This window comes from Mesorhizobium sp. M0659 (assembly GCF_040320605.1).
Classification (GTDB): Bacteria; Pseudomonadota; Alphaproteobacteria; order Rhizobiales; family Rhizobiaceae; genus Mesorhizobium.
In genome coordinates this window covers 151,389-177,561 of sequence record NZ_JAMYPY010000013.1, presented here as the reverse complement: position 1 = coordinate 177,561, position 26,173 = coordinate 151,389, and the positions used below count along the sequence as shown (strand labels likewise).

The window sequence follows — 26,173 nt, the reverse complement described above, 5'->3', positions numbered from 1 at the left end:
TTCGCCCGGGGCGGGCGTCTGTTTATATCACCCCCACCCCCCCCCCGGGGGGGGTGGGGTCTACCCGCGCCGCGGTGGGGGGGGGGGGTCCTCGTAGGGCGCTACCCCCACCCCGTCGATCGATCTCCGCTTCGCTCCGATCGCTCGCCGACCCTCCCCACAAGGGGGAGGGTAAAAATCGCCCTGATGCAAAATGCCGGTCGCTGTGCTTGCGCATCCCTCGCGGAGCGGGTTTGTTCGCTGCCATCAGAATCAGCAGGTGCGCGGATGGATACGGTCACGATCAAGGCAAAGGGCATTTCGGTCACGCTCGATCTCACTGTCGGCCATATCGCCGACATAACGGTCGACAGCGATGGCCGCCAGCTGAAGCCGCTGCACCGCGCGCCCTGGATCGATGCCGGCGAGACGCTGCCGCCGGACCTGCCTGAAGGCACGGTGCGGCTGTCGGGCGATTTCCTATGCGCACCGTTTTCGGCCAGCGACATCGAGGCCGCACCGCTGCATGGCTGGCCGGCCAACAGCCCCTGGGATGTCACCGTCAGCGAAGCGACATCCGACGGCTGGCGGGCCGTCTTCCGGTTGCGCCGCACGGTGATGGGCGCGACGGTCGACAAGATCTTCACGCTCCGCAACAGTCATCCCTTTCTCTATCAGGAGCATGTCTTTTCCGGCGGTTCCGGAGCGGTCTCCGCCGCCCACCATCCGATGGCGGCGATGCGCGATGGCGGCCGGCTGGCCTTTTCGCCGAAGCGCTTTGCCGGGACACTGGACGCACCGCTGGAGCCCGATCCGGCCCGCGGCCGCTTCAAGCTTTCCTATCCCGCCCGCTCGACCGATCTGACGCGCTTTCCAGCCACTGGCGGCGGCACGCTCGATCTCACCGACTACCGCATGGAGGATGAGCGCGAGGATTTCATCACCCTGGTCGAAGCCGATCATGACGGTCCGGGCTGGACGGCGCTGGCGCGCCGGGCCGAACAGGATCTGGTGCTGGTGCTGAAGAACCCGGCGGAGCTGCCGGTCACCATGCTGTGGTTCAGCAATGGCGGCCGCGACTACGCGCCGTGGAGCAGCCGCCATCGCGGCGTGCTCGGCATCGAGGACGGCCGCGCCGCCATCGGCCATGCCGCATCGATCGGCGACAATTGGCTGAAGCGCGAAGGGGTCGCGACCGCTTTTACCCTCGGCGGCGAAGTCTCCTTCCGCCATGTCATCGGCACGCTGCCGCTCACGAGCGGCGAGCCGCCGCGCGATATCGGGACAGCCTCAGGTCACATGCGTCTCACCGGAGCCGATGGTTCGACCCGCGATGTCAGGTTCGACAGCGATTTCCTGCGGATCGGCCAGCCCGGCTGATTTTCGAACGCTGGCCCTGCCCCTCACCTGCCTGCCGGCATCCTCGACACACGGCACATGGAGCTTGTCCGCCGCATCGCCGCGCCAACCAATCTGCTTGGCGCTGCGGCGGACGCATTGGGAGGAGAAGTGTTACCCATCTATCGGCTTGACACCGGCAGGGCGACGAGGGGCAGCGCTGACGTGGCGGATGTCGTGAGATTGCCCAAATCGCGGTTTGAAATTTCCTCGAACTGCCGACAAGATGCAAAGCATAACTGGAAGCGCCCAATGTCCGAAATCGCCCACCTCGCCGCCACCATCTTCAAGCGCGCCGGCAAGGCGAAACGCTTCATCGTCGCCATTGCCGGCCCGCCCGGCGCCGGCAAGTCGACGCTCTCGGCCGGCCTGCATGATCTGTTGCCGGAGGGCGCGGCTGAAGTCGTGCCGATGGACGGCTTCCACTATGACGACATCGTGCTCGACCAGCGCGGCCTGCGGTCAAGAAAGGGCGCGCCGGAGACTTTCGACTTCGCCGGCTTCGAGACGCTGTTGAAGCGCATCCGTTCGGGCGAGCCCGACATCGCCATTCCGGTGTTCGACCGCAGCATGGAATTGTCGCGCGCCGCCGCCTCCATCGTTGCCGCCGAAACCAAGTTCATCCTGGTCGAAGGCAATTACCTCCTTCTCGACGAGGAGCCGTGGTCGCGGCTGGCGCCGCTGTTCGACTTCACCATCTTTGTCGATGTGCCGCGTGCCGAACTCGAGCGCCGCCTTTTGGTGCGCTGGCACGAGCATGGCCGCTCCGACGAAGACGCCCGCGCCTGGATCGCTTCCAACGACATGCCCAACATCGATCGCGTGCTCGGCCGTCGCAGGTCCGCCGACCTGGTTGTTGGCGATCCCGCATAGTTCGCTGGACTTCGGAACGGGAACCTTAAGACTTTCAGGTCGTTATCTCTCATCGGCAATCGTGCCGCCGTGAGGGAACCGTCAGATGGCAACCAAGGCAAAAACACCCGCCAAGAGCAAGACCGCTCAACCCAAAGCCAGGCAGGCAAAGGCCACGCAGGCCAAGGCAGGCGCCGGCCCGGCGATCGCCGAGCGGTCCAAGGACGCAAAGCCGGCTTTCGGCAAAGCGGCGCCGAAGAAGGTAGAACCGGTCGCGACGGCGAAGGTGGCGGCGAAAACCGCCAAACCCAAGAAGCCGGCAAGCAGCGGCTCGGTGGCCGGCGGCGCGATGCGCACCGTCAAGGCGACCGCCAATGTCGCCGCTGGTGCGGTGGCGGCGACAGCCAGGGGCGCTGCGTCGCTCGCTGCGTCCGTCATCGGCAAGGGCGGCTCGAAAAGCAAGGCCAAGGCGAAATAGACCCGGCTGCTTCGGCTGGCCGAGGTCAATTCCTGGCGGGAATGGTCAGGCCGCGCTGCACCGCGGGCCGCGCCAGCCCGCGCTCCAGCCATGCCGCGACGGTGGGGAAGTCGTCGAAGCCGACGAGTTCGCGCGCCTCGTAGAAGCCGATCAGATTGCGCACCCAGCCCAGCATCGAAATGTCGGCGATGGTATAGTCGTCGTCCATGATCCAGGTTCGACCCTTCAGCCGCGTCTCCAGCACCCCGATCAGCCGCCGCGATTCATTGCGGTAGCGATCCAGCGGCCGCTTGTCGGCGATCTCGCGTCCGGCGAATTTGTTGAAAAACCCGACCTGTCCGAAAATCGGCCCGATCGCCGCCATCTGGAAGAACACCCATTGGATGGTCTCGTAGCGCCGCGCCGGATCGGCAGGGATCAGCTTGCCGGTCTTGTCGGTGAGGTAGAGCAGGATGGCGCCGGATTCGAACAGGCCGAATGGCCTGCCGCCCGGCCCGTCGGGGTCGATGATCGCAGGTATCTTGCCGTTCGGGTTCAGCGACAGGAATTCCGGCGTCCAGCTCTGGTCCTTGCCGATATCCACCAGATGCGCCTCGTAGGGGAGGCCGAGTTCTTCCAGCGCGATCGAGACTTTCACCCCATTCGGCGTCGTCGCGGAATAGAGCTGCAGGCGGTCGGGGTGGCTGGCCGGCCAGCGCTTGGTGATCGGAAAGGCGGACAGGTCGGTCATCGAAAGCTCCGGTCGGGAATTTGGCGCGGTATCGCGCCGTCTGGCGAGTTGCGAAGGATTATCCTCGGCTTCTTTGCCGATCAACCGGTCGAAGGTGCACACACCGTCTTCGCAGTCATTCAGGGCCAGTCGCTCAGGCCAGTCGCTTGCCGTCAGACCGCCTTGAACGCCACCACGGCATTGGTGCCGCCGAAGGCAAAACCGTTGCTGATCGCCGCGCGCACCTTGCGCTCGCGCGCCACATTCGGCGTGATGTCGAGATCGCAGTCGGGGTCGGCCTGCCGGAAATTGGCCGTCGGCGGCACGATGCCTTCGCGGATCGCCATCACGCAGGCGATCATTTCCAGGCCGCCCGAGGCGCCGAGGCAATGGGCATGCATCGACTTGGTCGACGACACCGACAGCTTATAGGCATGGTCGCCGAAGACGCGCTTGATTGCCGCCGTCTCGATCTGGTCGTTGGCCTTGGTGCCGGTGCCGTGGGCGTTGAGATAGTCGACGTCCTCGGGATTGAGCCCGGCGTCCGCCAGGCAGGCGCGCATCGCCGCCGTCGGTCCCTCGACAGTCGGCGCGACGATATCGGAAGCGTCGGCGGAAAGGCCGGCTCCGGCAAATTCGGCCAGAATGGTCGCGCCGCGCGCCATGGCGTGTTCATACGTTTCCAGCACCGCCATTCCAGCACCTTCGCCGAGCGACAGGCCTTGGCGATCGGCCGAGAACGGCCGGCAGGTATCGGGCGCCAGCACCCGCAGGGCCTCCCAGCCCTTCAGGATGCCCCAAAGCAGCGGCGCGTCGGTGCCGCCGGCGACCATGACATCGGCGCGGCCGAGCCGGATCTGGTCGACCGCCGAGGCAAAGGCGTGATTGGACGAGGAGCAGGCCGAAGTGACGCCGAACACCGGCCCGCGCAGGCCGAGATTCATGCTGACATGGCCGGATGCCGCACTCGGCATCACTTTCGGCACGGTGAAGATGCCGGCCCGGTTCTTGCCGTCGACCAGGATGGCGCGATAGTTCTCCTCGATCGCCTCCCAGCCGCAGACGCCGACGCCGACAACCGCGCCCATCCGGTAGGTGGTTGCTTCAGTCGATGTCAGGCCGGCATGCTGCATGGCTTCGCGCGCGGCAATCGTCGCCAAAAGGCTGAAGCGGTCCATCGACACGGTCTGCTTGTGGCTGATGCCATGGTCGGGCAGCGTCTTGATTTCGCAGCCGACCTTGACCTTCAAATCATGCAAACCGGGATTGCTGATTTGACCGATGGCCGATCGGCCGGCCCGCATTTCGTTCCAGATTGCAGGCGCATTGGCGCCGAGCCCGCATATGCCGCCGATGCCGGTAATGACGACGCGCTTTTGCATTCAGCTCAGGCTTTTTTCGCAATCAGCGCGCGAACAGCCTCAACCATATCGCCGACATTCTTGAGATTGCTCCAGGCATCGACCGTGTTCATCTCGATCTCGATGCCGTACTGCTCCTCGAGATCGAAGATGATCTCGGTCAGTTCCAGGGAATGGATGCCAAGCGCGGTCAATTCCGTATTGGTGGTGATCTCTTCGCCACCGGGCTCCGCATGTGCCCTGATCTTGGCGATGATTTCCGTTGCCAGCTCGTCAGCCATTCGATTCCTTCCCCAATTTTATAACGTCGCGGTGCCGATTGGTTGGCGCCCCTGTTGCCTGGACTGAAATCGCCGTCGCCTTCAAAAACCCGCCAGGCGCAGCATGACCGTTCCAAAGAGGCTCCCTCTATAGAAACGGAAACGCTGTCAAGCAACAAGCTATATCAACAAGCACCATATCGACAAAGCGCCGGGAGTGCTTAACGTTAGCGCCGTGGATACGTTGCAGCATGTCTTGATCCCAGCTCTTCCGGCCCAGCGCGCGGCCGGGGCGGCCCGGCTTGCGTGCGGCGTCAGGGATGGACGCACCCGGCTTTTGCGCCTCTATCAGGACGGCTCGGCCAAAATCCGCATGCCGGCCGTTGCGGCCGATCCGCTCGAAGCCGTGCTCATCATCACCGCCGGCGGTCTGACCGGCGGCGATCGGCTCGGCTGGGAAATCGATGTCGGGCCAGGTGCCTCCGCCTCGATAACCACCCAGGCCTGCGAAAAGATCTATCGTGCCGCTAGCGACCGCGCCGAAGTTCGGGTGAAGCTCAGCGTCGGCGCGGGCGGGCGTATCGCCTGGCTGCCCCAGGAAACCATCGTCTTCGACCGCTCGGCCTTTGCCCGCACGCTCGAGGTCGAGCTTGCCGCAGGCGCCGAGGCATTGCTGCTTGAAGCCACCATATTCGGCCGCCTCGCCATGGGCGAAGAGGCCGCGCACGGCCATTTCCACGACCGTTGGCGTGTCCGCCAGGATGGTGCGCTCGTTCATGCCGAGGATTTCCGCATCGGGCCGGCTATCGCGGCGGCACTTGGCCGCCCGGCGGTCGCCGGCGGCGCCATTGCCGCTGCGACGCTGCTGATGGTCTCGCCGCAGGCCGAAGCCTTGCTCGATCCGGCCCGCGACATCGTCGGCGCCGACGGCGATGCCAGCGCCTGGAGCGTCAAAAAATCTGGCAAGCTTCTTGCGAGGCTGTTTGCCGAGGACGGCTATCAGCTGCGCAAGCGGCTGGTTCCGCTCGTCGAACTGCTCAACGGGCGGGCGGGTCTGCCCAAATTATGGTCACTCTGAGCCAAATACAGGCCAAATCCAGGAAAGCGCATGAACCTGACGCCGCGTGAAAAGGACAAGCTGCTCATCGCCATGGCGGCGATCGTGGCGCGCAAGCGGCTGGAACGCGGCGTCAAGCTCAATCACCCCGAAGCGATCGCGCTGATCACCGATTTCGTCGTCGAGGGCGCCCGCGACGGCCGCCCGGTCGCCGAACTGATGGAGGCCGGCGCCCATGTCATCACCCGCGCGCAGGTGATGGAAGGCATCGCCGAGATGATCCACGACGTGCAGGTCGAGGCGACCTTTCCCGACGGCACCAAGCTGGTGACCGTTCACGAACCGATCAGGTGAGGAGAAAACGATGCTGGAGCTGCGACCGAATTGCGAATGCTGCGACAAGGACCTGCCGCCGGAAGCGGCGGACGCGCTGATCTGCACCTTTGAATGCACCTTCTGCGCTGACTGCGCTGAACATGTGCTGGGCGGCGTCTGCCCGAACTGCGGCGGCAATTTTTCCGCACGCCCGATCCGCCCAGTGGAGAAACTGGTGAAATATCCGGCCTCGACCCAACGCGTGCTCAAGGCCGAGGGCTGCGGCCCGCGCAAGGCTGCGTGATTGTTTTCGTGACTTCGAAGGGAAGACCGATGATCTCTGCTTCAACCAAACGCACCACGCTTGCAGCGATCCTGCTGCTGGCGGCGGCGATGCCCGCCTATGCCCATGTCGGCATCGGCACGACCTCGTCCTTCGCGGCGGGCTTCGCGCATCCGCTGTCCGGCCTCGACCATATGACCGTCATGGTAGCCGTCGGCCTGTGGGCGGCGCTCAAGGGCGGCAAGGCAATCTGGGCCTGGCCGCTGGCCTTTGTCGGCGTCATGCTGGTCGGCGGCGCGCTCGGCATGCTCCACGTGCCGGTGCCTTTCGTCGAACCGGGCATCCTTGCCTCCGTCGTCGCGCTTGGCTTGCTGGTGGCGTTGGCGGTCGATCTGCCGGTCTCGGCCGGAGTCGCCATCATCGGCCTGTTCGCGCTGTTCCATGGCCATGCCCACGGCACCGAAGTGCCGGAAAATGCCGGTGGACTTGACTATATGGCCGGCTTTGCCGTTGCCACCGCACTTCTCCATGCCATGGGCATCGCTGCCGGCCTTGGCCTCGGCATGCGCTTTCGCGGGCTTGCCCGCGCCGCTGGCGCCGCTTGTGCTGCAGTCGCCGTCGGCCTGGTCTTCGGCGTTTTGTGAGGCTAACGATGATTCCCGGCGAAATCATCACGGCAAGCGGCGACATCGAGCTCAACAAGGGGCTGCCGACGGTGACGCTGAAGGTGGCCAACAGCGGCGACCGGCCGATCCAGGTCGGCAGCCACTACCATTTCTTCGAGACCAATGAGGGGTTGAAATTCGATCGCGACAAAGCGCGCGGCAGGCGTCTGGACATTGCCGCCGGCACCGCGATGCGCTTCGAACCGGGACAAGAGCGGGACGTCACGCTGGTGCCGTTCGGAGGAAAACGCGAGGTCTACGGTTTTCAGCAGAAGATCATGGGCAGGCTGTGAGATCGACGGGGTCGGGCGCCCTGAGGTCAGTTCGACGGCCTGGCCGCCGCGTAGATGACGATTCTTGCCGAGCCGTCGAATTCCACCGCAAGGACGTCTTCCGTAAGCACACGCCGCGAATCGATGGCGTTGAACAGCAAGGCGTTGGCGTCGATCTCCTTGCGCAGTTCCGCAATGTCATCCTGATGCTGTTCGACCTTGCTCTCGACCGCCGGCGGCGGGCCGCCTTCGCTGCGCGCCGCGTCGGTGAGGAAGACGATATCCACAGTATCGAGCTTGGACGTCTTGCGCACGGCGCCGATGTTCTCACGCGTCCGCTCGATCGCGGTGATGATCTTGTTGGTCTGTGGTTCCGTCCGCGCCTCCTCCTGCCGGACATCGGAGCCGACGATCCTGTTGACGGTGTCGGCCCGGTTGACGGCGTCAGCGCTTTCAAGACCTTGCGCGGCTTGCGGGCCGAAAGCTGCGAGAAATGTGCAGGCAGCAAGGCTCTGGAGCCATCTGGTGTCGGCAAAGACAGGCATTGCTCGCTCCTGGTGGACTTTTCTGTGCAACGCCGTTCGGCGCCAAAGGAACGAAACGCCTCCTGTCGGTCGAAGGTTCCCTGTGGGCTGGCGGGCCGGGTGCCGGCCCGCCAAGCGCTTCTTTCAGCTTGCCTTCTTGGTGACAAGGGTCAGCGCGCCATCGGTGGTCATGCTGGCGGCGACCACCTGTGCCGAGGTGAGCCCCTTGGCTTCGAGCGCCGACTTGATCTGCGGCGTCGCGTCGATCGAAGAGCGCAGTTTCTGCAGCCCGGCATCGCCACGCTGGGCGATCACCTGATTGACCTGCGTCTGGGTGGCCTTGGGCAATTCGCTGATATCGACGATGTTGACCTTCTGGATCGCCGGCGCCGCCGGCTGAGCGCTGGGCGCCGCCGGCTTCGGTTGCGGCGTGGGCTGCTGCTGGGCGCCGGCTACGGTTGCGGAGGCCAGCGTGGCGGCGGCTGCAAGAACGATGATTTTGCGCATGTATTTTCCTTTCATCGATTTGGCCAAGGGTTTGGCAAACGGGCGGTTTGGGGTGGCACGGCCACCTCAACGGCCAAATGGGATCAGAAGGTGTCGCCGAGCGGGTCATTGCATGACCATTGGATGGCGACGATGTGGAGTTCGGCTGCGGCCGGACTCTCGTTTGGGGAGCATTGACTGATGGCTAGAATTACCCGCGCCGCCTACGCGCAGATGTATGGCCCGACGGTCGGCGACAGAGTGCGCCTGGCCGATACCGAGCTGTTTATCGAGGTCGAAAAGGACCTCACCGTCCATGGCGAGGAGGTGAAATTCGGCGGCGGCAAGGTCATCCGCGACGGCATGGGCCAGAGCCAGGTGTCGCGCGCCGGCGGCGCGGTCGACACGGTCATCACCAACGCGCTGGTGGTCGATGCCACGGCCGGCATCTTCAAGGCCGATATAGGTCTCAGGGACGGCCGCATCGCGGCGATCGGCAAGGCCGGCAATCCCGACACGCAGGACGGCGTCACCATCATCATCGGCCCCGGTACAGAGATCATCGCCGGCGAGGGCAAGATCCTCACCGCCGGCGGCTTCGACGCGCACATCCACTTCATCTGTCCGCAGCAGATCGACGAAGCGCTGATGTCGGGCATCACCACCATGCTCGGCGGCGGCACCGGCCCGGCGCATGGCACGCTGGCCACCACCTGCACGCCCGGACCCTGGCACATGGCGCGCATGATCCAGTCCTTCGACGCTTTCCCGATGAACATCGGCCTGTCCGGAAAGGGCAACGCCTCGCTGCCGGCAGCGCTGGAGGAAATGGTGCTGGGCGGGGCCTGCTCGCTGAAGCTGCACGAGGACTGGGGGACGACGCCGGCGGCCATCGATTGCTGCCTGTCGGTTGCCGACGATTACGACGTGCAGGTGATGATCCACACCGACACGCTGAACGAATCCGGCTTTGTGGAGAACACCGTCGCCGCCATCAAGGGCCGCACCATCCACGCCTTCCACACCGAAGGCGCCGGCGGCGGCCATGCGCCCGATATCATCAAGGTCTGCGGCCTGCCCAACGTCATTCCGTCTTCGACCAACCCGACGCGGCCCTACACCGTCAACACGCTGGCCGAGCATCTCGACATGCTGATGGTCTGCCACCATCTGTCGCCGTCGATCCCTGAAGACATCGCCTTTGCCGAAAGCCGTATCCGCAAGGAGACCATCGCGGCGGAAGACATTCTGCACGATATCGGCGCCTTCTCGATCATCTCGTCGGACTCGCAGGCCATGGGCCGTGTCGGCGAGGTGGCGATCCGCACCTGGCAGACCGCCGACAAGATGAAGCGCCAGCGCGGGTCATTGCCGCAGGAGACCGGCAACAACGACAATTTCCGCGTCCGCCGCTACATCGCCAAATACACCATCAACCCGGCCATCGCGCATGGGCTGTCCAGGGACATCGGGTCGATCGCGGTCGGCAAGCGCGCCGATCTGGTGCTGTGGAACCCAGCCTTCTTCGGCGTCAAACCGGACATGGTGCTGATCGGCGGCATGATAGCCGCAGCCCCGATGGGCGACCCCAACGCCTCTATCCCGACCCCCCAGCCCATGCACTACCGCCCGATGTTCGGCGCCTATGGCAAGGCCAGGACCAACTCGTCGGTGACCTTCGTTTCGAAGGCGGCGCTGGAGTCCGGCCTGCATGGCAGGCTCGGCGTCGACAAGCAGTTCGTCGCGGTCGAAAATACCCGTGGCGGCATCGGCAAGCACTCGATGATCCTCAACGACGCCACGCCGCATATCGAGGTCGATCCCGAAACCTATGAGGTTCGCGCCGATGGCGAACTCTTGACTTGCGAGCCGGCAACCGTGCTGCCGATGGCGCAGCGGTATTTCCTGTTTTGAGGCGAGTGGCGATTTGATCGACCCGGCAAATTCCATTGCGAGCCGGTCGGTGCCGCCGCAATATGCGGCTCAAAGAAACCGCGTAGCAGGTCATGGCCACCGAAATAGCCTCCGCCCACGACATCTTCCCGCATATCCGCATCGTCATGGGCATGGTGATCGGACTTGGCGTCGCTCGCCTGCTGTCGGGGGTGGCGCGCATCGTCCAGCATCCCGGCCAGTACAGGCTCTATCCCGTGCACCTCGGCTGGGTCGCCTCCATGCTGTTGCTGCTGGTGCATTTCTGGTGGTGGGAGTTCGGCCTCTACACCATAGAGGTCTGGACTTTCGGCAAGTACCTGTTCCTGATCTTCTACGCCATCACGCTGTTCCTGCTGTGCGCGCTGCTGTTTCCGGATTCGATGCTCGACTACACCAGCTACGAGGATTTCTTCTATTCGCGCCGCGGCTGGTTCTTCGGCCTGCTGGCGACCACCTATCTGCTCGATGTCGTCGACACGCTGCTGAAAGGTCCCGAGCATTTCGCCCGCTACGGCAATGAATATCTGTTCCGAACGCCGGTTTTCGTGGTGTTGTGCATAGCCGCCATACTGGTGCGCGACCGCCGTTTTCACATTGCCTTCGTCGTCGGCACGCTGATCTATCAGATATCGTTCATCCTGCGGCTCTTCGACACCATCGTCTGAACAGTGGCTATGGTTTAGGGTCGCAGGAAAGAGGGTTCGACCATGTACAAGGTTATCGGATCGCGTGGCTCCCGCGTCAGCCGCGTTCTGTGGATGCTTGAGGAACTCGGGCAGCCCTATGAATTCGTCGAGGTCAAATTGCGCTCGCCGGAAGCCTATGCGCTCAACCCGTCGGGCAAGGTGCCGATCCTGATCGATGGCGAACTGACGGTGACGGATTCGGCGGCGATCTGCGTCTATCTCGCTGACAAACACGCCGACAAGGGTTTGGGCGCCAATCACGGCCTCGCTGGCCGCGCCGAGATGGATTCCTGGATGCATTTTGCCCAGTCCGAGTTCGAAGCGCCGCTGTGGAACAAGCTGCGCCACCGCTTCCTGTTGCCGAAGGACGTGCGGGTCGATGTCGGCCCCGCCGCCGCCTACGATTTCGCCTCGGAGGCCAAGGCGCTCGACGGCCGGCTGGGGGATCGGGAGTTTGCGCTGGGCGACCGGTTTTCCGCCGTCGACGTGCTGTTGGGCGACATGGGCGGCTGGGCCCGCGCCGGAAAATTTCCGATCGAATCCGAGCGCGTCAACGCGTATTTCGACCGCGTCCTGGCGGGGCCTGCCCGTGCGAGAGCCCAGGCTAACGGTGGAGCCATGCGATGAAACTCAACCTGAACACCGACTTCACCAAGTTCCCGCGCGCCGTCTCGGTGGTGCCTGCCGGCACTGCCGGAACCACGGCCCCATCCGGCCGTGCCGTCCTGCCCCATGACGAGCGTCATTTGCGCCGCCGCGCCATCGAGCTTGCCGACGGCAGCAAGGTGCTGGTCGACCTGCCGAAACCCGTGACCTTGAACGATGGCGACCGGCTGGTGTTGGAGGATGGCGCACATATCGAGATCACTGCCGCACCCGAAGAGGTCTACGACATCCGCGCCCGCCACGCCGTGCATCTGACCGAACTCGCCTGGCATATCGGCAACCGGCATCTGGCGGCTGCGATCGAGCCCAGCCGCATCCTGATTTTGCGCGACCATGTCATCAAGGCTATGCTGGAAGGGCTGGGCGCCACGGTGCGCGAAGTCTCCGAACCGTTCAAGCCGGTGCGCGGCGCCTATTCCGCCCAAGGTGCGCATGGTCACGAGCACGGCCATGCGCATGCGCACGCCGAAGCGCATTCCCATGATGGACGTTCCCACGCACACAGCGAGTCGCATTCGCACAGCCATTCCCATGACGGGCATCATCACGATCATGACTGACCAGCCATCCGGCATCGCTTTGCTGCGGCTCATGGCGTGGCTGTCGCCGGCCTTTCCCGTTGGCGGCTTTGCCTACAGCCATGGACTCGAGCCTGCCGTGCAAGACGGGCTGGTTGCCGATACCGCCAGCCTCGCCTTCTGGCTGGAGACGCTGGTCGAGATGGGCTCGGGCTGGAACGACGCCGTGCTCTTCGCGGAAAGCTGGCGCCGCGCCCGCGACGGCGGCGACCTCCATGAAGGCGACCTCCATGAAATTGCCGATCTCGCCGAAGCGCTGGCCGGCTCGCGTGAGCGCCACACCGAAACCATGCTGCAAGGCGCCGCCTTCCTGAAAGCGGCAGCGGCGTGGGCGAATCCGGTATTGGGCCGCCTGCCGGCCGAATGCGCCTACTGTGTCGCCGTCGGCGCCGTTGCCGGCGGCAACGGCATCGCGCTTCAGGACGCGATGTCGGCCTTCCTGCAGGCCTTCTTCTCCAACCTCGTTCAGGCGGCGATCCGACTCGGAATCGTCGGCCAGACGGACGCCATGGCCTTGCTCGCCGGCTTCGAGCCGTTGGCGCTGTCGACGGCCGCGCGCGCCGCCGGCTCGACATTGGACGATCTCGGCGGCTGCGCCTTCATCTCCGACATCATGGCGATGAAGCACGAGACGCAGTATTCCAGGCTGTTCCGCTCATGATCGTCCTCGCCTTCGCCCTCTCGGCCGTCCTGCTGCTGATCACCGCGCTGCATGTCTATTGGGGCCTTGGCGGCATCTGGCCGGGCAGGGACGGCGTCTCCTGCGCCCACGCCGTCGTCGGCTTTCGCGGCGTCGACGAGATGCCGACGCCGTTTGCCTGTTTCGCCGTTGCCGCGTGCCTGTGCCTGGCGACACTGTGGCCGCTGGCGCTGACAGGGGTCTTCGCCACCCCCTTTCCAAGGGAAGGCCTTTCCGCCACAGCGCTGCTCATAGGGCTGGTCTTCCTCGGCCGCGGCATTGCCGGCTTCACGCCGTGGTGGCGCCGTGTGGCGCCGGAACAGCCTTTTGCGCGGCTCGATATCAGCTTCTATTCGCCGCTCTGCCTGTTGATCGGGCTCAGCTTCGCCATCCTCGCCATCACGGAGTTTTCGGCATGACGGAGTTTTCGCTATGACTCAGGCAAACGGTCCCCTGCGTATCGGCATCGGCGGTCCCGTCGGCTCCGGCAAGACGACGCTCACCGAAAAGCTCTGCAAGGCGCTGCGCGACGATTTCTCCATCGCCGTCGTCACCAACGACATCTACACCAAGGAAGACGCCATGATGCTGGCCCGCCTGCAGGCGCTGCCCGAGGACCGCATCGTCGGCGTGGAGACCGGCGGCTGCCCGCACACCGCCATCCGTGAGGACGCCTCGATCAATTTGCAGGCGATCGCCGGACTGAACAGGAAATTCCCCGATCTCGACATCGTCTTCATCGAATCCGGCGGCGACAATCTTGCCGCCACCTTCTCGCCGGACCTTGCCGACCTGACCCTCTATGTCATCTCGGTTTGCCAGGGCGAGGAAATCCCCAGGAAGGGCGGGCCGGCGATCACCCGTTCCGATTTCCTGGTCATCAACAAGAGCGATCTGGCGCCCTATGTGAACGTCAACCTCGATGTCATGGAGAGCGACGCCGCCCGAATGCGGGGCAAGCGCCCGTTCGGCTTCACCGACCTGTCGCGCGGCAAGGGACTGCAGGAAGTCATCGACTTCATCGTCGAACATGGCGGGCTGCAGTCGGCTCGCTCGGCGGCCTGACCCAGTACTTACCGGTTGCTGGTCGGCATTGGGCGCGGCATTCTCGGGGAAATGGAGGATTTTTTGATGAGCATCGCCCGTTTGCAGAAAGAGCCGCTGACCAACCTGCCCTACTATGAGGAGCGCGTCGATCTGGCTGCCGCCTTCCGCTGGACGGCGCGGCTCAACATGCATGAAGCCGTGGCCAACCACTTCTCGCTGTCGGTCAACGAGGACGGCAGCAAATTCCTGATGAACCCCAACCAGGTGCATTTCTCGCGCATCAAGGCGAGCGACCTTTTGCTGATCGACGCCAACGATCCCGAGACATTGTCCGGCCCGAATGCGCCCGACCCGACCGCCTGGGGTCTGCACGGCGCCATTCACCGCAACGTGCCGCATGCGCGCTGCGCCATGCATGTGCATTCCATTCATGCCACCGTGCTTGCATCGCTGGCCGACTCGACTCTGCCGCCGATCGACCAGAACTCGGCCATGTTCTTCAACCGCCACGTCGTCGACGCCCATTATGGCGGGCTGGCCTTCGAGGAAGAGGGCGAGCGCTGCTCGCAACTGCTCACCGACCCGAAGGTCAAAGTGATGGTGATGGGCAATCACGGCGTCATGGTCATCGGCGACACCGTTGCCGACGCCTTCAACCGCATGTTCTATTTCGAGCGTGCCGCCGAGAACTACATCAAGGCGCTGTGGACCGGCCGTCCGCTGCGCACGCTGCCCGACGCCATTGCCGAAAAGGCCGCCAGCGAAATGGACGACTATCCCGGCCAGGCGGAGCGTCACCTTGCCGAGCTGAAGGCGATCCTCGACGAGGAGGAGCCGGTGTACCGGAGCTGAATGAGTTCACCCTTCTCACCGTTCACGGGGAGAAGGCCCCGGCAGGGGGATGAGGGGCAGCGCCGACGTTCATAGGCTCACTCAGAGTCCCAACTGAGCCCGCAACTCTTCCGCACTGTTGATCACGACAGCGCCCTCCGGTCCTGCCATCGGCGCTTCCGGCCAGAAGATCGTCCGCACCCCCGCGGCCAGGCCTGATGTGGCGCCGGTAACGCTGTCGTCGACGGCCACCGCGTCTGAAGGATCGACGCCGGCCAGCCACGCGGCGCGCAGGAACGGCTCGGGATGCGGCTTGCCCTCGCGCACGTCGTTGCGGCTGATCGTGTGCATGCCGGGATAGATCAGGCCGACGGCGCTCAGATTTGCATCGACGATCACCCGGTCGGAATTGGACACCACCGCCTGCTGCACCCCGAGCGCACGCAACTCGTTGAACACTTCGATCGCGCCGGGGCGCGGCTTCAGCGTCTCTGCCATCGGCATGTAGTGATCGTATTTGCGCACGATCCAGTCGTCGAAGGGCAGGTCGAGGCCGAACTCGCTGCGCAGCATCTCGTAGACCGGTGCGGCGGCGACGCCCAGCACCCGCTCATGCAGGTCGGCCGGCGGCGTGATACCGACGCTGCGCAGCGCCGCCACCAAGGCCGCCTCATGCAGCGGCTCGCTGTCGACCAGCGTGCCGTCCATATCCCAGAAAACCGCTTTCGGCGTCATGCGAGGCTCCTTTTGCCGATCCCCTTAAAGCGTTTGTATCAGGAGATAAACCGCCGAGCCCGTTCGCCGGCGATTTTCGCTGGGTTGATTGCCACGCGGCAGTCGGATCGGAAGCAGCAAGCAATTGCCCTGCCAATAGACAATTGCGCGCCGACACATTCCCTGCAAGACTATGACGCTTCGCCCGAGGGCAGGCAAAGGGGCAGGGCTGGAGGCACATTTTGAATTCGCGGCAGGACGGCGGCAGCAGCAGGCTGGACGAGGCAGCGCGCGCCGGCTGGCTTTATTATGTTGCCGGCAACACCCAGGACCAGATCGCCGCCACGCTCGGCATTTCCCGGCAGACGGCGCAGCGGCTGGTGTCGCTGGCGGTGTCGGAGGGGCTGATCAAGGTTCGCGTCGATCACCCGATCGCCAATTGCCTTGATCTCGCAGCTAGACTGAAGTCACGCTTCGCGCTCGACCTCGTCGAAGTGGTGCCGAGCGATCCAACCTCATCCTCGACCACGATCGGCATTGCCGAGGCGGCCGCGGCCGAGATCGAGCGGCGGCTGCGGTCACCGACGCCCATCGTCTTGGCCATCGGCACCGGCCGCACGCTGAAGGCGGCGATCGAGCAATTGCCGCCGATGGAATGCTCGCAGCACAAGGTTGTGTCCTTGACCGGCAACATCTCGCCCGACGGTTCGGCCGCCTTCTACAACGTCATCTTCACCATGGCCGACCGGGTCAAGGCGCGCTCGTTCCCGATGCCGCTGCCGGTCATCGCCTCGTCGCCGGAAGAGCGCGAGATGCTGCTTGCCCAGCCGATGATCCAACCGACGCTGGCGCTGGCCGCGGAAGCCGACGTCACCTTTGTCGGCATCGGCGATCTCGGCCCGAAGGCGCCGCTCTACGAGGACGGTTTTATCTCGGAAAGCGAGCTGAAGGCGTTGCAAAAGGCTGGCGGCGTCGCCGAGATCGTCGGCTGGGTGTTCGATCGGGAAGGCCGCATGATCGAGGGCATCACCAACGACCGGGTATCGTCGGCAGCCTTGCCGTCACGCGAAAAGTCGCTGGTCATTGCGCTCGCCATGGGCGAGCGCAAATTGCCGGGCATCCTGGCCGCTGTGAACCGCCGGCTGGTCAATGGCCTCATCACCGACGAGCGGACCGCCACGGCCTTGCTCGACGGTTCCTGATAGATTAAGCGGCCCATCGATAAAATCCAACACGTTTATTTGCAGCGCCCGGACGGGTCGTTGCCGTCGAGAAAACCCATGTCGCGCTGCAGATGCGGCGACAACTCCCGGACGTCGACGTAGCCGCGCCGGCGGTGCACAAGCAGGGAAAATTCATGCACCAGCAGGGAAAACCAGCTCTGCGCCGGGGCCGAATGCAGCTTTTCCTGTACCGTGGTCATGATCTTCAGCCTCCGCTATGCTTGAACTGGATTGTTCCTCGACACCAAATATCAGTCTGATCGGCTCCGGCTTCCAATCAAACGTCGATCAAGACCCATAAGGAGGGCTTATGCCCGATCTCAAGGCACCGCAGCTCGCCCAGCTGCCGCCGCTGCAGGCCATCAGAGTGTTCGAAGCCGTCGCGCGGCATCTCTCCTTCACCAAGGCCGCGCAGGAACTCGGCATGACGCAGGCCGCCGCCAGCTATCAGATCAAGCTTCTGGAAGAGCGCATCGGTTCGCCGCTGTTCCTGCGCCAGCCGCGACAGATTGTGCTGACGGAACCCGGCCAGCGCCTGGCGCCCGCCGTCAGCGAGGCGTTCAGCCTGCTCTCAAGCGCCTATTCCGCCGCGCGTGGGGGCGCCGATGGTGTGCTGTGTGTCTCGACGCTGCTGACCTTCGCCTCGAACTGGCTGGCGCAGCATCTCGGCTCCTTCCAGGTCGCGCATCCGTCGCTGGCGGTGCGCGTCGATACCTCGAACAGGGTGATCGATTTTGCCCGCGAGGACATGGACATCGCTATCCGCTCCGGCAGCGGCAAGTGGCCTGGAGTGGAGACCCATCTTTTGTTCAAGGCCGATTTCACCCCGGTGCTGAGCCCGGCACTCGCTGCCACCATAGGTGGCGTCCACGAACCCGCCGACCTGTTCAAGCTGCCCATTCTCGATCCCGGCGACATCTGGTGGCGGGAATGGTTCGCCCTTGCCGGCGTCCCGGCGGACGAACTTGCCAGACGCACCGGCACCAGCATGGGCGCGCAGGCCTATGAGGCGAACGCGGCCATCGCCGGCCATGGTGTGGCGATCCTGACCACCGCATTGTTCAAGACCGAGCTCGCCGCCGGCCGCCTGATCCAGCCCTTCGACCTGGTCGGCGACGACGGCCACGCCTATTGGCTGGTCTACCCGACGGCGCGTCGCAACGTGCCGAAGATAAAAGCCTTCCGGGACTGGATCCTGGCCGAGATCGCCTGCGCCTGAGGGCGAGCGACTCGCGGATTGATTTCCGAGATGCAAAGCGAGCCCTGGATCCGCGACGAATCCTCGCTTTCGCGGACAAACAGCTGCGATCGGGCCACCCGGTTAACCAAGCTTGACAAAAACGCTGTCGATATCACTCGCCCGGCATAGGCTTGTGCTTGTGACGACCCAATTGAGCAGGATCAATCGTCTGCAGATTGAAACAGGGTCGATCAGCCGGCTGATGAAAGTCTATCGCGTCGAAGAAATCGAAAACAACACCGTGCGCACGACGCAGGTGATCGAAGCATTTACGCCGTTTCAAGCTGCCGTGAAGGCAATCGGCCGGGAAGTTAGGCTGCGCAAGGACGAGCCCAGCTGGATCCAGGTGACGGAAGTGCTGACCAGAGCCAAGCAAACACGCGACGGCAGGGTTTTCGAATATTCCGTCGGAAGCTACCCGTCCCACGGCTGACGGGCTGGGCCCTATCGCTCCCTTGGCGCCATGATTGGGTTGCGATGGGTCGGCATCAACCCGCTCTCACATCCCGTGCAAACAGCTTCCCAAATCCATTCAATATCCTCTACGCGCGCAACGCCGCGCTCCGCCTTGCGTGCTGCGCTGCAGCATCGAATCTGGCTTGACATAATTTATGCCAAGTGAGTAATTGCCCATTACCAAGGCAAATGCTCATCTTGGTTCATGGGAGGAATTTGATGAAACTGCGCACGCTCACTTTGGGCTTGTTGTCGGCCAGCGCTTTCGCTTTTGCCGCACACGCCGAATCCATCACCATCGCCACGGTCAACAATGGCGACATGGTCCGCATGCAGAAGCTGACGGACGACTTCACCAAGGCGAACCCCGACGTCACGCTCAACTGGGTCACGCTCGAAGAGAACGTGCTGCGCGAGCGCGTCACCACCGACATCGCCACCAAGGGTGGCCAGTATGACGTTATGACCATCGGCACTTACGAGGTTCCGATCTGGGCCAAGCAGAACTGGCTGTTGCCGCTCGACAAGCTCGGCGACGACTATGACGCCAAGGACATCATCCCGGCCATCGCCGGCGGCCTGTCGGTAGACGGCAAGCTCTATGCCGCGCCCTTCTACGGCGAAAGCTCGTTCGTCATGTACCGCAAGGACCTGATCGAGAAGGCCGGGCTGAAGATGCCCGACGCCCCGACCTGGGACTTCATCAAGCAGGCCGCCGACAAGATGACCGACCGCGCCAATGGCGTGAACGGCGTCTGCCTGCGCGGCAAGGCCGGCTGGGGCGAGAACATGGCCTTCCTCACCGCCATGTCGAACTCCTTCGGCGCCCGCTGGTTCGACGAGAACTGGAAGCCGCAATTCGACCAGCCGGAATGGAAGAACACGCTGCAGTTCTATGTCGACCTGATGAAGGCCGACGGTCCCGAGGGCGCCTCGTCCAACGGCTTCAACGAAAACCTGGCGCTGTTCCAGCAGGGCAAGTGCGGCATGTGGATCGACGCCACCGTCGCCGCATCCTTCGTCTCCGACCCGAAGAACTCGACCGTCGCGGACAAGGTCGGCTACGCACTGGCCCCCGACAATGGTCTGGGCAAGCGCGGCAACTGGCTGTGGGCCTGGTCGCTGGCCATCCCGGCCGGCACGCAGAAGGGAGACGCCGCACAGAAGTTCGTCTCCTGGGCGACCAGCAAGCACTACGCAGAACTGGTTGCTTCGAAGGAAGGCTGGGCCAACGTTCCTCCGGGCACGCGCTCCTCGCTCTACGCCAATGCCGAGTATCAGAAGGCGGCTCCGTTCGCCAAGATGACGCTGGACTCGATCAATGCCGCCGACCCGACGCATCCGACCGTCAAGCCGGTGCCCTATGTCGGTGTGCAGTTCGTCGCCATTCCTGAGTTCCAGGGTCTTGGCACCACGGTCGGCCAGCTCTTCTCGGCGGCGCTCGCCGGCCAGACCAGCGTAGACGACGCGCTCAAGCAGGCGCAGGACGCCGCCACCGCGACCATGACCGAAGGCGGTTATATCAAGTAAGGCTCCTCCCGGTGCCGAATGCCGGTCGCCTCCTTGGCCGGCAACGGCCGCCCGAATCCCAGTTCGGGCGGCCCCTTTCACACACCTGAAAATTTGGCTGACCTTGAAGGGTGACCGTCATGGCTACTCAGCAGACCCGTTCGCTTGCCCGCTTTATGTTGGCGCCATCCGTGGTGCTGCTGTTCGTCTGGATGATCGTGCCGCTGGCACTCACGATCTGGTTCTCCTTCCAGCAGTACAATCCGCTCAATCCGATCCGCGACGGGTTTGTCTGGTTCTCGAATTACTCGCTGTTCTATTCAAACCCGGCATTCCTGCAGTCGATCCTCAACACGCTGGTCCTGGTGGGCAGCGTGCTGCTGATCACCGTCATCGGCGGCATCATGCTGGCGCTGTTGATCGATCAGCCGATGTGGGGACAGGGGATCGTCCGCATCCTCGTCATCTCTCCGTTCTTCGTCATGCCGCCGGTGGCTGCACTTGTCTGGAAGAACATGATCATGCACCCGCAATACGGCGTCTTTGCCGACATTGCGCGCTTCTTCGGGGCTCAACCGATCGACTGGTTCGGGCAGCATCCGATGCTTGCCATCATCATCATCGTCGCCTGGCAATGGCTGCCCTTCGCAACGCTGATCCTGCTGACCGCCTTGCAGTCGCTCGACGGCGAGCAGAAGGAAGCCGCCGAGATGGACGGCGCCGGCTTCGTCAGCCGCTTCATCTATCTGACGCTGCCGCACATGTCGCGCGCCATCACCGTCGTCATCCTGATCCAGACCATCTTCCTGCTGTCGGTCTATGCCGAAATCCTGGTCACCACCAATGGCGGACCCGGCTATGCCTCCACCAACCTGCCCTTCCTCGTCTACCAGAAGGCATTGCTGGAGTTCAAAATCGGCCAGGCATCGGCCGGCGGTGTCATCGCCGTCATTCTCGCCAACATCGTCGCCTTCTTCGCCATGCGCGCGGTCGGCAAGAACCTGGACAAGTAAGGGAGGATACGATGGCACGTGCAGTCACCACCCAACACAAGGTCATTGCGACAGGCGCCGCCTGGATCGTCGCGCTGCTGATCTTCTTCCCGATCCTCTACACGATCATCACCTCGTTCAAGTCGGAGCAGGAGGCCATCCAGGGCTTCGCGCTGATCCCGTCGGGGACGTTCGAGAGCTATACCGAGGTCCAGGCGCAGAGCGGCTACTTCAAGTTCTTCTTCAACTCGGTGCTGCTCTCGGTCGGCTCGACCATCCTGGCCCTGATCGTCGCGGTTCCGGCCGCCTGGTCGATGGCCTTCTCGCCGGGCAAGTGGACCAAGGACATCCTGATGTGGATGCTCTCGACCAAGATGATGCCGGCCGTTGCCGTGCTGTTCCCGATCTACCTCATCTTCCGCGATGCCGGACTGCTCGACAGCCGCATCGGCCTGATGATCATGCTGATGCTGATCAACCTGCCGATCGTGATCTGGATGCTCTACACCTACTTCCGCGAAATCCCCGGCGAGATCCTGGAAGCGGCACGCATGGACGGCGCCACCCTGTGGGGCGAGATCGTCTATGTGCTGACCCCCATGGCCGTGCCGGGCATCGCCTCGACCATGCTGCTCAACATCATCCTGGCGTGGAACGAAGCGTTCTGGACCATCCGCCTGACCACCACCGAGGCGGCGCCGCTGACGGCCTTCATCAGTTCGTTCTCAAGCCCGCAAGGCCTGTTCTGGGCCAAGCTTTCGGCGGCATCGACGCTGGCCATCGCGCCCATCCTGATCATGGGCTGGTTCAGCCAGAAGCAGCTGGTGCGCGGGCTGACCTTCGGTGCGGTAAAATAACGGACGTTGCCTGAAGCAATCCGGCCAAATAACCCCTCGGGGAGGAAACCATGGGAAACATCACGCTCAAGAACGTCTCCAAGCATTTCGGATCGACGGTCATCATTCCAGGCCTCGACCTGGTCATCGAGAATGGCGAGTTCGTCGTCTTCGTCGGGCCGTCGGGTTGCGGCAAGTCCACGTTGCTGCGCCTCATCGCCGGGCTCGAGGACACCAGCGGGGGCACCATCAACATCGATGGCCGTGACGTCACCGGCGAGGCGCCGGCCAAGCGCAAGCTGGCCATGGTATTCCAGTCCTATGCGCTCTATCCGCATATGACGGTGGCCAAGAACATCGGCTTCCCGCTGAAGATGGCGGGCGAGGATGTGGCGACGATCGACAAGAAGGTGAAGGACGCAGCCCGGGTCCTCAACCTCACCAACTATCTCGAACGCCGGCCCGGCCAGCTCTCCGGCGGCCAGCGGCAACGCGTCGCCATCGGCCGCGCCATCGTGCGCCAGCCCTCGGCATTCCTATTCGACGAGCCGCTGTCCAACCTCGATGCCGCACTGCGCGGCACCATGCGGCTCGAAATCAGCGAGCTGCACCATCAGCTCAAGACGACGATGGTCTACGTCACCCACGACCAGATCGAAGCCATGACCATGGCCGACAAAATCGTCGTGCTCAACGCCGGCAACATCGAACAGGTCGGCTCGCCGATGGAACTCTACAAGTCGCCGAAGAACCTGTTCGTGGCGGGCTTCATCGGTTCGCCGAAAATGAACCTGATCGAAGGTGCGCCGGCGGCCAAATACAACGCCAAGACCATCGGCATTCGTCCTGAGCATATGGGGATATCGACCACCGCGGGTGACTGGAAAGCCCTTGTCGGCGTCGCCGAGCATCTGGGCTCCGACACCTTCCTGCATGTCCAGGCCGACGGCGTCGGTCCGCTGACGGTACGCGCCGATGGCGAACTGGCCGTACGCCACGGCGACACCATCTATTTGACGCCGGACAAGGTCCGCATGCATCGCTTCGGCCCCGACGGAAAGGCGCTGACGCAGTGAGACTGAAAGGCAAATCGGCGCTGATCACCGGATCCGCGCGCGGCATCGGCAGGGCTTTTGCCGAAGCCTATACGCGCGAGGGTGCCACGGTGGCCATTGCCGACATCAATCTGGCGGCTGCCGAAAACACGGCCGCCGAGATTGGCGCCAACGCCTATCCGGTCAGGCTCGACGTCAGCGACCTTGCTTCGATCCAGGCGTCGGTCAAGGCGGTCGAAACAAAGACCGGCGGCCTCGACATACTGATCAACAATGCTGCCTTGTTCGACCTGGCGCCGATCGTCGAGATCACCGAAGCGAGCTATGACAAATTGTTCTCCGTCAACGTCGCCGGCACTTTGTTCATGCTGCAGGCAGCGGCGCGTTCGATGATCGCAAGGGGCAAGGGCGGCAAGATCATCAACATCGCCAGCCAGGCAGGACGGCGCGGCGAGCCGCTGGTCGCCGTCTATTGCGCCACCAAGGCCGCGGTGATTTCGCTGACCCAGTCCGCCGGGCTCGACCTGATCAAGCACCGCATCAACGTCAATGGCATCGCGCCCGGCGTCGTCGACAGCGATATGTGGGATGAGGTCGATGCGCTGTTTGCCAAATATGAGAACCGGCCGAAGGGCGAGAAGAAGCGGCTGGTCGGCGAGGGCGTGCCCTATGGCCGCATGGGCAAGCCGGAGGACCTGACCGGCATGGCGGTCTTCCTGGCCAGCGACGACGCCGAATACATCGTCGCCCAGACCTACAATGTCGATGGCGGCCAATGGATGAGTTGATGGGCCGGGATCACGAAGGCCGCAGCCCGGCCAAAAGGGTAGAAAAATGACCGTGAAACTCTCCTCCTCGATCCTCTCGGAACTCCCCGCCAAGGTCGCCGGTCCCAGATATGATCGCTCCAGGCTCAAACCCGGTATCGTCCATTTCGGCGTCGGCAATTTCCATCGGTCGCATCAGGCGGTCTACCTCGACGATCTCTTCAATGCAGGCATCGGCCATGACTGGGCGCTGGTCGGCGCCGGGGTCTTCGAGGGCGAAAAAATCGGTCGTTCCAAGCTGCAGGAGCAGGACTGGCTGACCACCGTGGTCGAGCAGGATTCCGACCATATGAGCGCCCGCGTCACCGGCGTCATGATCGATTTCCTGACGCCCGGCGATGCGGATGCGATCATCGACCAGCTCGCCGATCCGGCGATCAAGATCGTCTCGCTGACCATCACCGAAGGCGGGTATTTCATCGATCCGGCCTCGGGAAAGTTCAACCCGACCCATCCTGATATCGTTGCCGACGCGCAGGCAGGTACGACGCCGAAGACGGTGTTCGGCCTCATCCTGGCCGGGCTGATGCGCCGCCGGGCCGACGGCATCGTGCCGTTCACCGTCATGTCCTGCGACAACATCCCTCACAATGGCCATGTCACCTCGGATGGCGTCATCGGCCTCGCCCGGCTGATCGACGAGGATCTGGCAAACTGGGTCAGCGACAATGTCGCCTTTCCCAACGGCATGGTCGACCGCATCACCCCCGCCACCTCCGACCGCGAGCGCGGCATTCTCGCCACCGAGTTCGGCCTCGAGGACAACTGGCCGGTGTTCTGCGAGCCGTTCAAGCAATGGGTGCTGGAAGACCGTTTCACCGACGGCCGCCCGCCGCTGGAAAAGGTCGGTGTGCAATTCGTGAGGGATGTCGCGCCCTATGAGCTGATGAAGATCCGCATCCTCAATGGCGGTCATGCCACGATCGCTTATCCCGCAGGGTTGATGGACATCCATTTCGTCCATGAGGCGATGCAGGAGCCGCTGGTGCGCGGCTTCCTCGCCAAGCTCGAGCATGACGAGATCATCCCGACCGTGCCGCCGGTGCCGGACACCGTGCTGGAGGATTATTACCAGCTCATCGAGCACCGCTTTTCCAACCCGAAGATCGGCGACACCATCCGCCGGCTTTGCCTCGACGGTTCCAACCGGCAGCCGAAATTCATCATCCCGACCATCGCCGACCGGCTGAAAGCCGGGAAGAGCGTTGCGGGTCTCGCGCTGGAATCGGCGCTGTGGTGCCGCTATTGCTTCGGCACCACCGACAGCGGCGCCGACATCGAAGCCAACGATCCCAGCTGGGACCGGCTGCAGGCAACCGCCAAGGCGGCGAAGGATGCGCCCGGCGCCTGGCTTGCGATGGAGGACATCTATGGCGATGTCGGCCGCTCGGCGGCGTTCGCCGAGGCCTTTGCCCATGCGCTCAACGTCTTGTGGGCGAATGGCACGCGCGCGACGCTGACGCGCTACATCTCCGGCAAGCTCTGACGCCAGCCGCAATGACGCCCGAACTGGTCATCTTCGACTGTGACGGCGTGCTGGTCGACAGCGAGGCGCTGTCGGTTTCGGCTCTGCTCGGCATGATCTCTGCCGCCGGGGGCTCGGTCAGCGAGGATGCGGCCTACGAGCATTTCCTCGGCAAGAGCATGAAGAGCGTGCGCGAGATACTTCTTCGCGATTTCACCATCGACATCACCGACGTGCACCTGACCGATATGCGCGTCGAGCTGATGCGCAAATTCCGCGAGGAGCTGAAGCCGATTCCCGGCATCAGCGACATCCTGCCGAGGCTGGGCGTGCCCTGCTGCGTCGCTTCCTCCGGCACGCTCGACCGCATTCGCTATGCGCTCGACGTTACCGGCCTGCTCGGCCTGCTCGAGCCCCATCTGTTCAGCGCTGCCATGGTCGCGCGCGGCAAGCCGGCGCCGGATCTTTTTCTCCATGCCGCCGCTGCTATGCGCGCGCATCCCGGTAATTGCATCGTAATCGAGGACAGCCCTGCCGGCATCGCGGCGGCGCGTGCGGCCGGTATGCGCGTCTTTGCTTTCACCGGCGGTTCGCACGCCGGCAACCCGGCCTTGAAAGCGCGGCTTGCGTCGAGTGAACCGGACTTTATATTCGCGGACATGCTGCAATTGCCCGATCTGATTGCAGGCTAGAGCATGATGCCGAAAAGTGTGAAGCGGTTTTCGGACGACATCATGCTCTACTTCTTTGATTTAGAGACGGATTCAGATTTCAGGTCGAACAGACCTGAAATCA

At 63.7% G+C, this 26,173-nt stretch carries 33 protein-coding genes; 26 read left to right on the top strand and 7 right to left on the bottom strand.

The window, feature by feature from the left end; genetic code table 11:
* The first annotated feature begins 267 nt into the window (after window positions 1-267).
* The 3 genes from NKI31_RS21140 to NKI31_RS21130 all read left to right on the top strand — a co-directional run bounded on the left by NKI31_RS21140 (window position 268) and on the right by NKI31_RS21130 (window position 2,707).
* On the top strand, window positions 268-1,359 hold the full coding sequence (locus NKI31_RS21140) for a hypothetical protein (RefSeq protein WP_352652478.1): 1,092 nt from the start codon (window positions 268-270) through the stop codon (window positions 1,357-1,359).
* Between the two features lie 270 nt (window positions 1,360-1,629).
* Window positions 1,630-2,250: a nucleoside triphosphate hydrolase gene (locus tag NKI31_RS21135; RefSeq protein ID WP_023671222.1), complete on the top strand. Its 621-nt coding sequence runs from the start codon at window positions 1,630-1,632 to the stop codon at window positions 2,248-2,250.
* Between the two features lie 85 nt (window positions 2,251-2,335).
* Window positions 2,336-2,707, top strand: a complete 372-nt coding sequence (locus NKI31_RS21130) for a hypothetical protein (RefSeq protein ID WP_352652477.1) — start codon at window positions 2,336-2,338, stop codon at window positions 2,705-2,707.
* A gap of 25 nt (window positions 2,708-2,732) precedes the next feature.
* Here the strand turns inward: NKI31_RS21130 and NKI31_RS21125 are convergent, their stop codons facing one another.
* From NKI31_RS21125 to NKI31_RS21115, 3 genes are all read right to left on the bottom strand, one after another.
* On the bottom strand, window positions 2,733-3,437 hold the full coding sequence (locus NKI31_RS21125; RefSeq protein WP_023671224.1) for a glutathione S-transferase family protein: 705 nt from the start codon (window positions 3,435-3,437) through the stop codon (window positions 2,733-2,735).
* A gap of 152 nt (window positions 3,438-3,589) precedes the next feature.
* Complete coding sequence (locus NKI31_RS21120) at window positions 3,590-4,798, bottom strand: beta-ketoacyl-[acyl-carrier-protein] synthase family protein (RefSeq protein WP_023671225.1); 1,209 nt, start codon at window positions 4,796-4,798, stop codon at window positions 3,590-3,592.
* Window positions 4,799-4,803: 5 nt separating this feature from the next.
* Window positions 4,804-5,058, bottom strand: a complete 255-nt coding sequence (locus tag NKI31_RS21115) for an acyl carrier protein (RefSeq protein WP_023671226.1) — start codon at window positions 5,056-5,058, stop codon at window positions 4,804-4,806.
* Window positions 5,059-5,293: 235 nt separating this feature from the next.
* Between NKI31_RS21115 and NKI31_RS21110 the strand changes: the two genes are divergently transcribed.
* From NKI31_RS21110 to NKI31_RS21090, 5 genes are read left to right on the top strand one after another with little or no spacing between them, the layout of a single operon-like run.
* Window positions 5,294-6,115, top strand: a complete 822-nt coding sequence (locus NKI31_RS21110; RefSeq protein WP_352652476.1) for an urease accessory protein UreD — start codon at window positions 5,294-5,296, stop codon at window positions 6,113-6,115.
* Window positions 6,116-6,145: 30 nt separating this feature from the next.
* Window positions 6,146-6,448: an urease subunit gamma gene (locus NKI31_RS21105; protein WP_023671228.1), complete on the top strand. Its 303-nt coding sequence runs from the start codon at window positions 6,146-6,148 to the stop codon at window positions 6,446-6,448.
* A 10-nt stretch (window positions 6,449-6,458) separates the two neighbouring features.
* On the top strand, window positions 6,459-6,713 hold the full coding sequence (locus tag NKI31_RS21100) for a DUF1272 domain-containing protein (protein WP_023671229.1): 255 nt from the start codon (window positions 6,459-6,461) through the stop codon (window positions 6,711-6,713).
* Between the two features lie 29 nt (window positions 6,714-6,742).
* Window positions 6,743-7,336 (top strand): HupE/UreJ family protein, encoded by a 594-nt coding sequence (locus NKI31_RS21095; RefSeq protein WP_023689154.1) that lies wholly within the window; start codon window positions 6,743-6,745, stop codon window positions 7,334-7,336.
* Between the two features lie 8 nt (window positions 7,337-7,344).
* Window positions 7,345-7,650, top strand: a complete 306-nt coding sequence (locus NKI31_RS21090) for an urease subunit beta (RefSeq protein WP_023729012.1) — start codon at window positions 7,345-7,347, stop codon at window positions 7,648-7,650.
* Between the two features lie 26 nt (window positions 7,651-7,676).
* On the opposite strand, the gene NKI31_RS21085 is transcribed toward NKI31_RS21090, so the two are convergent.
* Both NKI31_RS21085 and NKI31_RS21080 read right to left on the bottom strand, forming a co-directional pair.
* On the bottom strand, window positions 7,677-8,174 hold the full coding sequence (locus tag NKI31_RS21085) for a hypothetical protein (protein ID WP_023689155.1): 498 nt from the start codon (window positions 8,172-8,174) through the stop codon (window positions 7,677-7,679).
* 123 nt (window positions 8,175-8,297) lie between these two features.
* Window positions 8,298-8,660: a hypothetical protein gene (locus tag NKI31_RS21080; protein ID WP_023671233.1), complete on the bottom strand. Its 363-nt coding sequence runs from the start codon at window positions 8,658-8,660 to the stop codon at window positions 8,298-8,300.
* A 180-nt stretch (window positions 8,661-8,840) separates the two neighbouring features.
* Between NKI31_RS21080 and ureC the strand changes: the two genes are divergently transcribed.
* The 8 genes from ureC (at window position 8,841) to NKI31_RS21040 (ending at window position 15,082) form a co-directional block, all read left to right on the top strand.
* Complete coding sequence (ureC, locus tag NKI31_RS21075; protein WP_031195771.1) at window positions 8,841-10,553, top strand: urease subunit alpha; 1,713 nt, start codon at window positions 8,841-8,843, stop codon at window positions 10,551-10,553.
* 92 nt (window positions 10,554-10,645) lie between these two features.
* A complete protein-coding gene (locus tag NKI31_RS21070; RefSeq protein WP_023732688.1) occupies window positions 10,646-11,239 on the top strand; it encodes a hypothetical protein in 594 nt (197 codons plus the stop codon).
* 42 nt (window positions 11,240-11,281) lie between these two features.
* Window positions 11,282-11,887, top strand: a complete 606-nt coding sequence (locus NKI31_RS21065; RefSeq protein WP_352652475.1) for a glutathione S-transferase family protein — start codon at window positions 11,282-11,284, stop codon at window positions 11,885-11,887.
* Window positions 11,884-12,486, top strand: a complete 603-nt coding sequence (gene ureE / locus NKI31_RS21060) for an urease accessory protein UreE (RefSeq protein ID WP_352595085.1) — start codon at window positions 11,884-11,886, stop codon at window positions 12,484-12,486. Before NKI31_RS21065 ends, ureE begins: the two co-directional genes overlap by 4 nt.
* A complete protein-coding gene (locus NKI31_RS21055) occupies window positions 12,479-13,165 on the top strand; it encodes an urease accessory protein UreF (protein WP_352595275.1) in 687 nt (228 codons plus the stop codon). Before ureE ends, NKI31_RS21055 begins: the two co-directional genes overlap by 8 nt.
* Window positions 13,162-13,602 carry a DUF3995 domain-containing protein gene (locus tag NKI31_RS21050; RefSeq protein WP_023725997.1) on the top strand — a complete coding sequence of 147 codons (441 nt, stop codon included), beginning with the start codon at window positions 13,162-13,164 and terminating at the stop codon, window positions 13,600-13,602. The genes NKI31_RS21055 and NKI31_RS21050 overlap by 4 nt, the downstream gene beginning before the upstream one ends.
* A gap of 13 nt (window positions 13,603-13,615) precedes the next feature.
* Window positions 13,616-14,248: an urease accessory protein UreG gene (ureG, locus tag NKI31_RS21045; RefSeq protein ID WP_023671240.1), complete on the top strand. Its 633-nt coding sequence runs from the start codon at window positions 13,616-13,618 to the stop codon at window positions 14,246-14,248.
* A 66-nt stretch (window positions 14,249-14,314) separates the two neighbouring features.
* A complete protein-coding gene (locus NKI31_RS21040) occupies window positions 14,315-15,082 on the top strand; it encodes a class II aldolase and adducin N-terminal domain-containing protein (RefSeq protein WP_352460771.1) in 768 nt (255 codons plus the stop codon).
* 81 nt (window positions 15,083-15,163) lie between these two features.
* Here NKI31_RS21040 and NKI31_RS21035 read toward each other — a convergent pair whose 3' ends face one another.
* A complete protein-coding gene (locus NKI31_RS21035; RefSeq protein ID WP_352652474.1) occupies window positions 15,164-15,796 on the bottom strand; it encodes an HAD family hydrolase in 633 nt (210 codons plus the stop codon).
* A 221-nt stretch (window positions 15,797-16,017) separates the two neighbouring features.
* Here NKI31_RS21035 and NKI31_RS21030 point away from each other — a divergent pair, with 221 nt between their 5' ends.
* A complete protein-coding gene (locus NKI31_RS21030; RefSeq protein ID WP_023671243.1) occupies window positions 16,018-16,977 on the top strand; it encodes a sugar-binding transcriptional regulator in 960 nt (319 codons plus the stop codon).
* Window positions 16,978-17,012: 35 nt separating this feature from the next.
* On the opposite strand, the gene NKI31_RS21025 is transcribed toward NKI31_RS21030, so the two are convergent.
* A complete protein-coding gene (locus NKI31_RS21025; protein ID WP_352652473.1) occupies window positions 17,013-17,198 on the bottom strand; it encodes a hypothetical protein in 186 nt (61 codons plus the stop codon).
* Window positions 17,199-17,308: 110 nt separating this feature from the next.
* Between NKI31_RS21025 and NKI31_RS21020 the strand changes: the two genes are divergently transcribed.
* The 9 genes from NKI31_RS21020 to NKI31_RS20980 all read left to right on the top strand — a co-directional run bounded on the left by NKI31_RS21020 (window position 17,309) and on the right by NKI31_RS20980 (window position 26,070).
* The gene (locus tag NKI31_RS21020; RefSeq protein ID WP_023671245.1) at window positions 17,309-18,217 is read left to right on the top strand and encodes a LysR substrate-binding domain-containing protein; all 909 of its coding nucleotides are present in this window, start codon (window positions 17,309-17,311) and stop codon (window positions 18,215-18,217) included.
* 112 nt (window positions 18,218-18,329) lie between these two features.
* Entirely contained in the window at window positions 18,330-18,671 is a 342-nt protein-coding gene (locus NKI31_RS21015; RefSeq protein ID WP_155923262.1) for a hypothetical protein, read from the top strand.
* A gap of 242 nt (window positions 18,672-18,913) precedes the next feature.
* Complete coding sequence (locus tag NKI31_RS21010; protein ID WP_023671248.1) at window positions 18,914-20,224, top strand: ABC transporter substrate-binding protein; 1,311 nt, start codon at window positions 18,914-18,916, stop codon at window positions 20,222-20,224.
* 119 nt (window positions 20,225-20,343) lie between these two features.
* Window positions 20,344-21,216 (top strand): carbohydrate ABC transporter permease, encoded by an 873-nt coding sequence (locus NKI31_RS21005; RefSeq protein ID WP_023671249.1) that lies wholly within the window; start codon window positions 20,344-20,346, stop codon window positions 21,214-21,216.
* A gap of 11 nt (window positions 21,217-21,227) precedes the next feature.
* Complete coding sequence (locus NKI31_RS21000; protein WP_023671250.1) at window positions 21,228-22,052, top strand: carbohydrate ABC transporter permease; 825 nt, start codon at window positions 21,228-21,230, stop codon at window positions 22,050-22,052.
* A 50-nt stretch (window positions 22,053-22,102) separates the two neighbouring features.
* Entirely contained in the window at window positions 22,103-23,107 is a 1,005-nt protein-coding gene (locus NKI31_RS20995; RefSeq protein ID WP_023689168.1) for an ABC transporter ATP-binding protein, read from the top strand.
* Complete coding sequence (locus NKI31_RS20990; protein ID WP_023683590.1) at window positions 23,104-23,874, top strand: L-iditol 2-dehydrogenase; 771 nt, start codon at window positions 23,104-23,106, stop codon at window positions 23,872-23,874. Before NKI31_RS20995 ends, NKI31_RS20990 begins: the two co-directional genes overlap by 4 nt.
* A 46-nt stretch (window positions 23,875-23,920) precedes the next feature.
* Window positions 23,921-25,399: a mannitol dehydrogenase family protein gene (locus tag NKI31_RS20985; RefSeq protein ID WP_023689169.1), complete on the top strand. Its 1,479-nt coding sequence runs from the start codon at window positions 23,921-23,923 to the stop codon at window positions 25,397-25,399.
* Between the two features lie 11 nt (window positions 25,400-25,410).
* Entirely contained in the window at window positions 25,411-26,070 is a 660-nt protein-coding gene (locus NKI31_RS20980) for an HAD family hydrolase (RefSeq protein ID WP_023683588.1), read from the top strand.
* Window positions 26,071-26,173 lie beyond the last annotated feature (103 nt).

What these genes read in the sequence shown, in the direction of transcription:
- NKI31_RS20980 (WP_023683588.1), top strand. Translation starts at nt 25,411, where the DNA reads ATGACGCCCGAACTGGTCATCTTCGACTGTGACGGCGTGCTGGTCGAC.
- NKI31_RS21035 (WP_352652474.1), bottom strand. Translation starts at nt 15,796, where the DNA reads ATGACGCCGAAAGCGGTTTTCTGGGATATGGACGGCACGCTGGTCGAC.
- NKI31_RS21020 (WP_023671245.1), top strand. Translation starts at nt 17,309, where the DNA reads ATGCCCGATCTCAAGGCACCGCAGCTCGCCCAGCTGCCGCCGCTGCAG.
- NKI31_RS21090 (WP_023729012.1), top strand. Translation starts at nt 7,345, where the DNA reads ATGATTCCCGGCGAAATCATCACGGCAAGCGGCGACATCGAGCTCAAC.
- NKI31_RS21105 (WP_023671228.1), top strand. Translation starts at nt 6,146, where the DNA reads ATGAACCTGACGCCGCGTGAAAAGGACAAGCTGCTCATCGCCATGGCG.
- NKI31_RS21130 (WP_352652477.1), top strand. Translation starts at nt 2,336, where the DNA reads ATGGCAACCAAGGCAAAAACACCCGCCAAGAGCAAGACCGCTCAACCC.
- NKI31_RS21010 (WP_023671248.1), top strand. Translation starts at nt 18,914, where the DNA reads ATGAAACTGCGCACGCTCACTTTGGGCTTGTTGTCGGCCAGCGCTTTC.
- NKI31_RS21135 (WP_023671222.1), top strand. Translation starts at nt 1,630, where the DNA reads ATGTCCGAAATCGCCCACCTCGCCGCCACCATCTTCAAGCGCGCCGGC.
- NKI31_RS21025 (WP_352652473.1), bottom strand. Translation starts at nt 17,198, where the DNA reads ATGACCACGGTACAGGAAAAGCTGCATTCGGCCCCGGCGCAGAGCTGG.
- NKI31_RS21080 (WP_023671233.1), bottom strand. Translation starts at nt 8,660, where the DNA reads ATGCGCAAAATCATCGTTCTTGCAGCCGCCGCCACGCTGGCCTCCGCA.
- NKI31_RS21040 (WP_352460771.1), top strand. Translation starts at nt 14,315, where the DNA reads ATGAGCATCGCCCGTTTGCAGAAAGAGCCGCTGACCAACCTGCCCTAC.
- NKI31_RS21005 (WP_023671249.1), top strand. Translation starts at nt 20,344, where the DNA reads ATGGCTACTCAGCAGACCCGTTCGCTTGCCCGCTTTATGTTGGCGCCA.
- NKI31_RS21140 (WP_352652478.1), top strand. Translation starts at nt 268, where the DNA reads ATGGATACGGTCACGATCAAGGCAAAGGGCATTTCGGTCACGCTCGAT.
- ureC (WP_031195771.1), top strand. Translation starts at nt 8,841, where the DNA reads ATGGCTAGAATTACCCGCGCCGCCTACGCGCAGATGTATGGCCCGACG.
- NKI31_RS21050 (WP_023725997.1), top strand. Translation starts at nt 13,162, where the DNA reads ATGATCGTCCTCGCCTTCGCCCTCTCGGCCGTCCTGCTGCTGATCACC.
- NKI31_RS21095 (WP_023689154.1), top strand. Translation starts at nt 6,743, where the DNA reads ATGATCTCTGCTTCAACCAAACGCACCACGCTTGCAGCGATCCTGCTG.
- NKI31_RS21115 (WP_023671226.1), bottom strand. Translation starts at nt 5,058, where the DNA reads ATGGCTGACGAGCTGGCAACGGAAATCATCGCCAAGATCAGGGCACAT.
- NKI31_RS21000 (WP_023671250.1), top strand. Translation starts at nt 21,228, where the DNA reads ATGGCACGTGCAGTCACCACCCAACACAAGGTCATTGCGACAGGCGCC.
- NKI31_RS21085 (WP_023689155.1), bottom strand. Translation starts at nt 8,174, where the DNA reads ATGCCTGTCTTTGCCGACACCAGATGGCTCCAGAGCCTTGCTGCCTGC.
- NKI31_RS20985 (WP_023689169.1), top strand. Translation starts at nt 23,921, where the DNA reads ATGACCGTGAAACTCTCCTCCTCGATCCTCTCGGAACTCCCCGCCAAG.
- NKI31_RS21125 (WP_023671224.1), bottom strand. Translation starts at nt 3,437, where the DNA reads ATGACCGACCTGTCCGCCTTTCCGATCACCAAGCGCTGGCCGGCCAGC.
- ureE (WP_352595085.1), top strand. Translation starts at nt 11,884, where the DNA reads ATGAAACTCAACCTGAACACCGACTTCACCAAGTTCCCGCGCGCCGTC.
- NKI31_RS21065 (WP_352652475.1), top strand. Translation starts at nt 11,282, where the DNA reads ATGTACAAGGTTATCGGATCGCGTGGCTCCCGCGTCAGCCGCGTTCTG.
- NKI31_RS21055 (WP_352595275.1), top strand. Translation starts at nt 12,479, where the DNA reads ATGACTGACCAGCCATCCGGCATCGCTTTGCTGCGGCTCATGGCGTGG.
- NKI31_RS21070 (WP_023732688.1), top strand. Translation starts at nt 10,646, where the DNA reads ATGGCCACCGAAATAGCCTCCGCCCACGACATCTTCCCGCATATCCGC.
- NKI31_RS21120 (WP_023671225.1), bottom strand. Translation starts at nt 4,798, where the DNA reads ATGCAAAAGCGCGTCGTCATTACCGGCATCGGCGGCATATGCGGGCTC.
- NKI31_RS20995 (WP_023689168.1), top strand. Translation starts at nt 22,103, where the DNA reads ATGGGAAACATCACGCTCAAGAACGTCTCCAAGCATTTCGGATCGACG.
- NKI31_RS21100 (WP_023671229.1), top strand. Translation starts at nt 6,459, where the DNA reads ATGCTGGAGCTGCGACCGAATTGCGAATGCTGCGACAAGGACCTGCCG.
- ureG (WP_023671240.1), top strand. Translation starts at nt 13,616, where the DNA reads ATGACTCAGGCAAACGGTCCCCTGCGTATCGGCATCGGCGGTCCCGTC.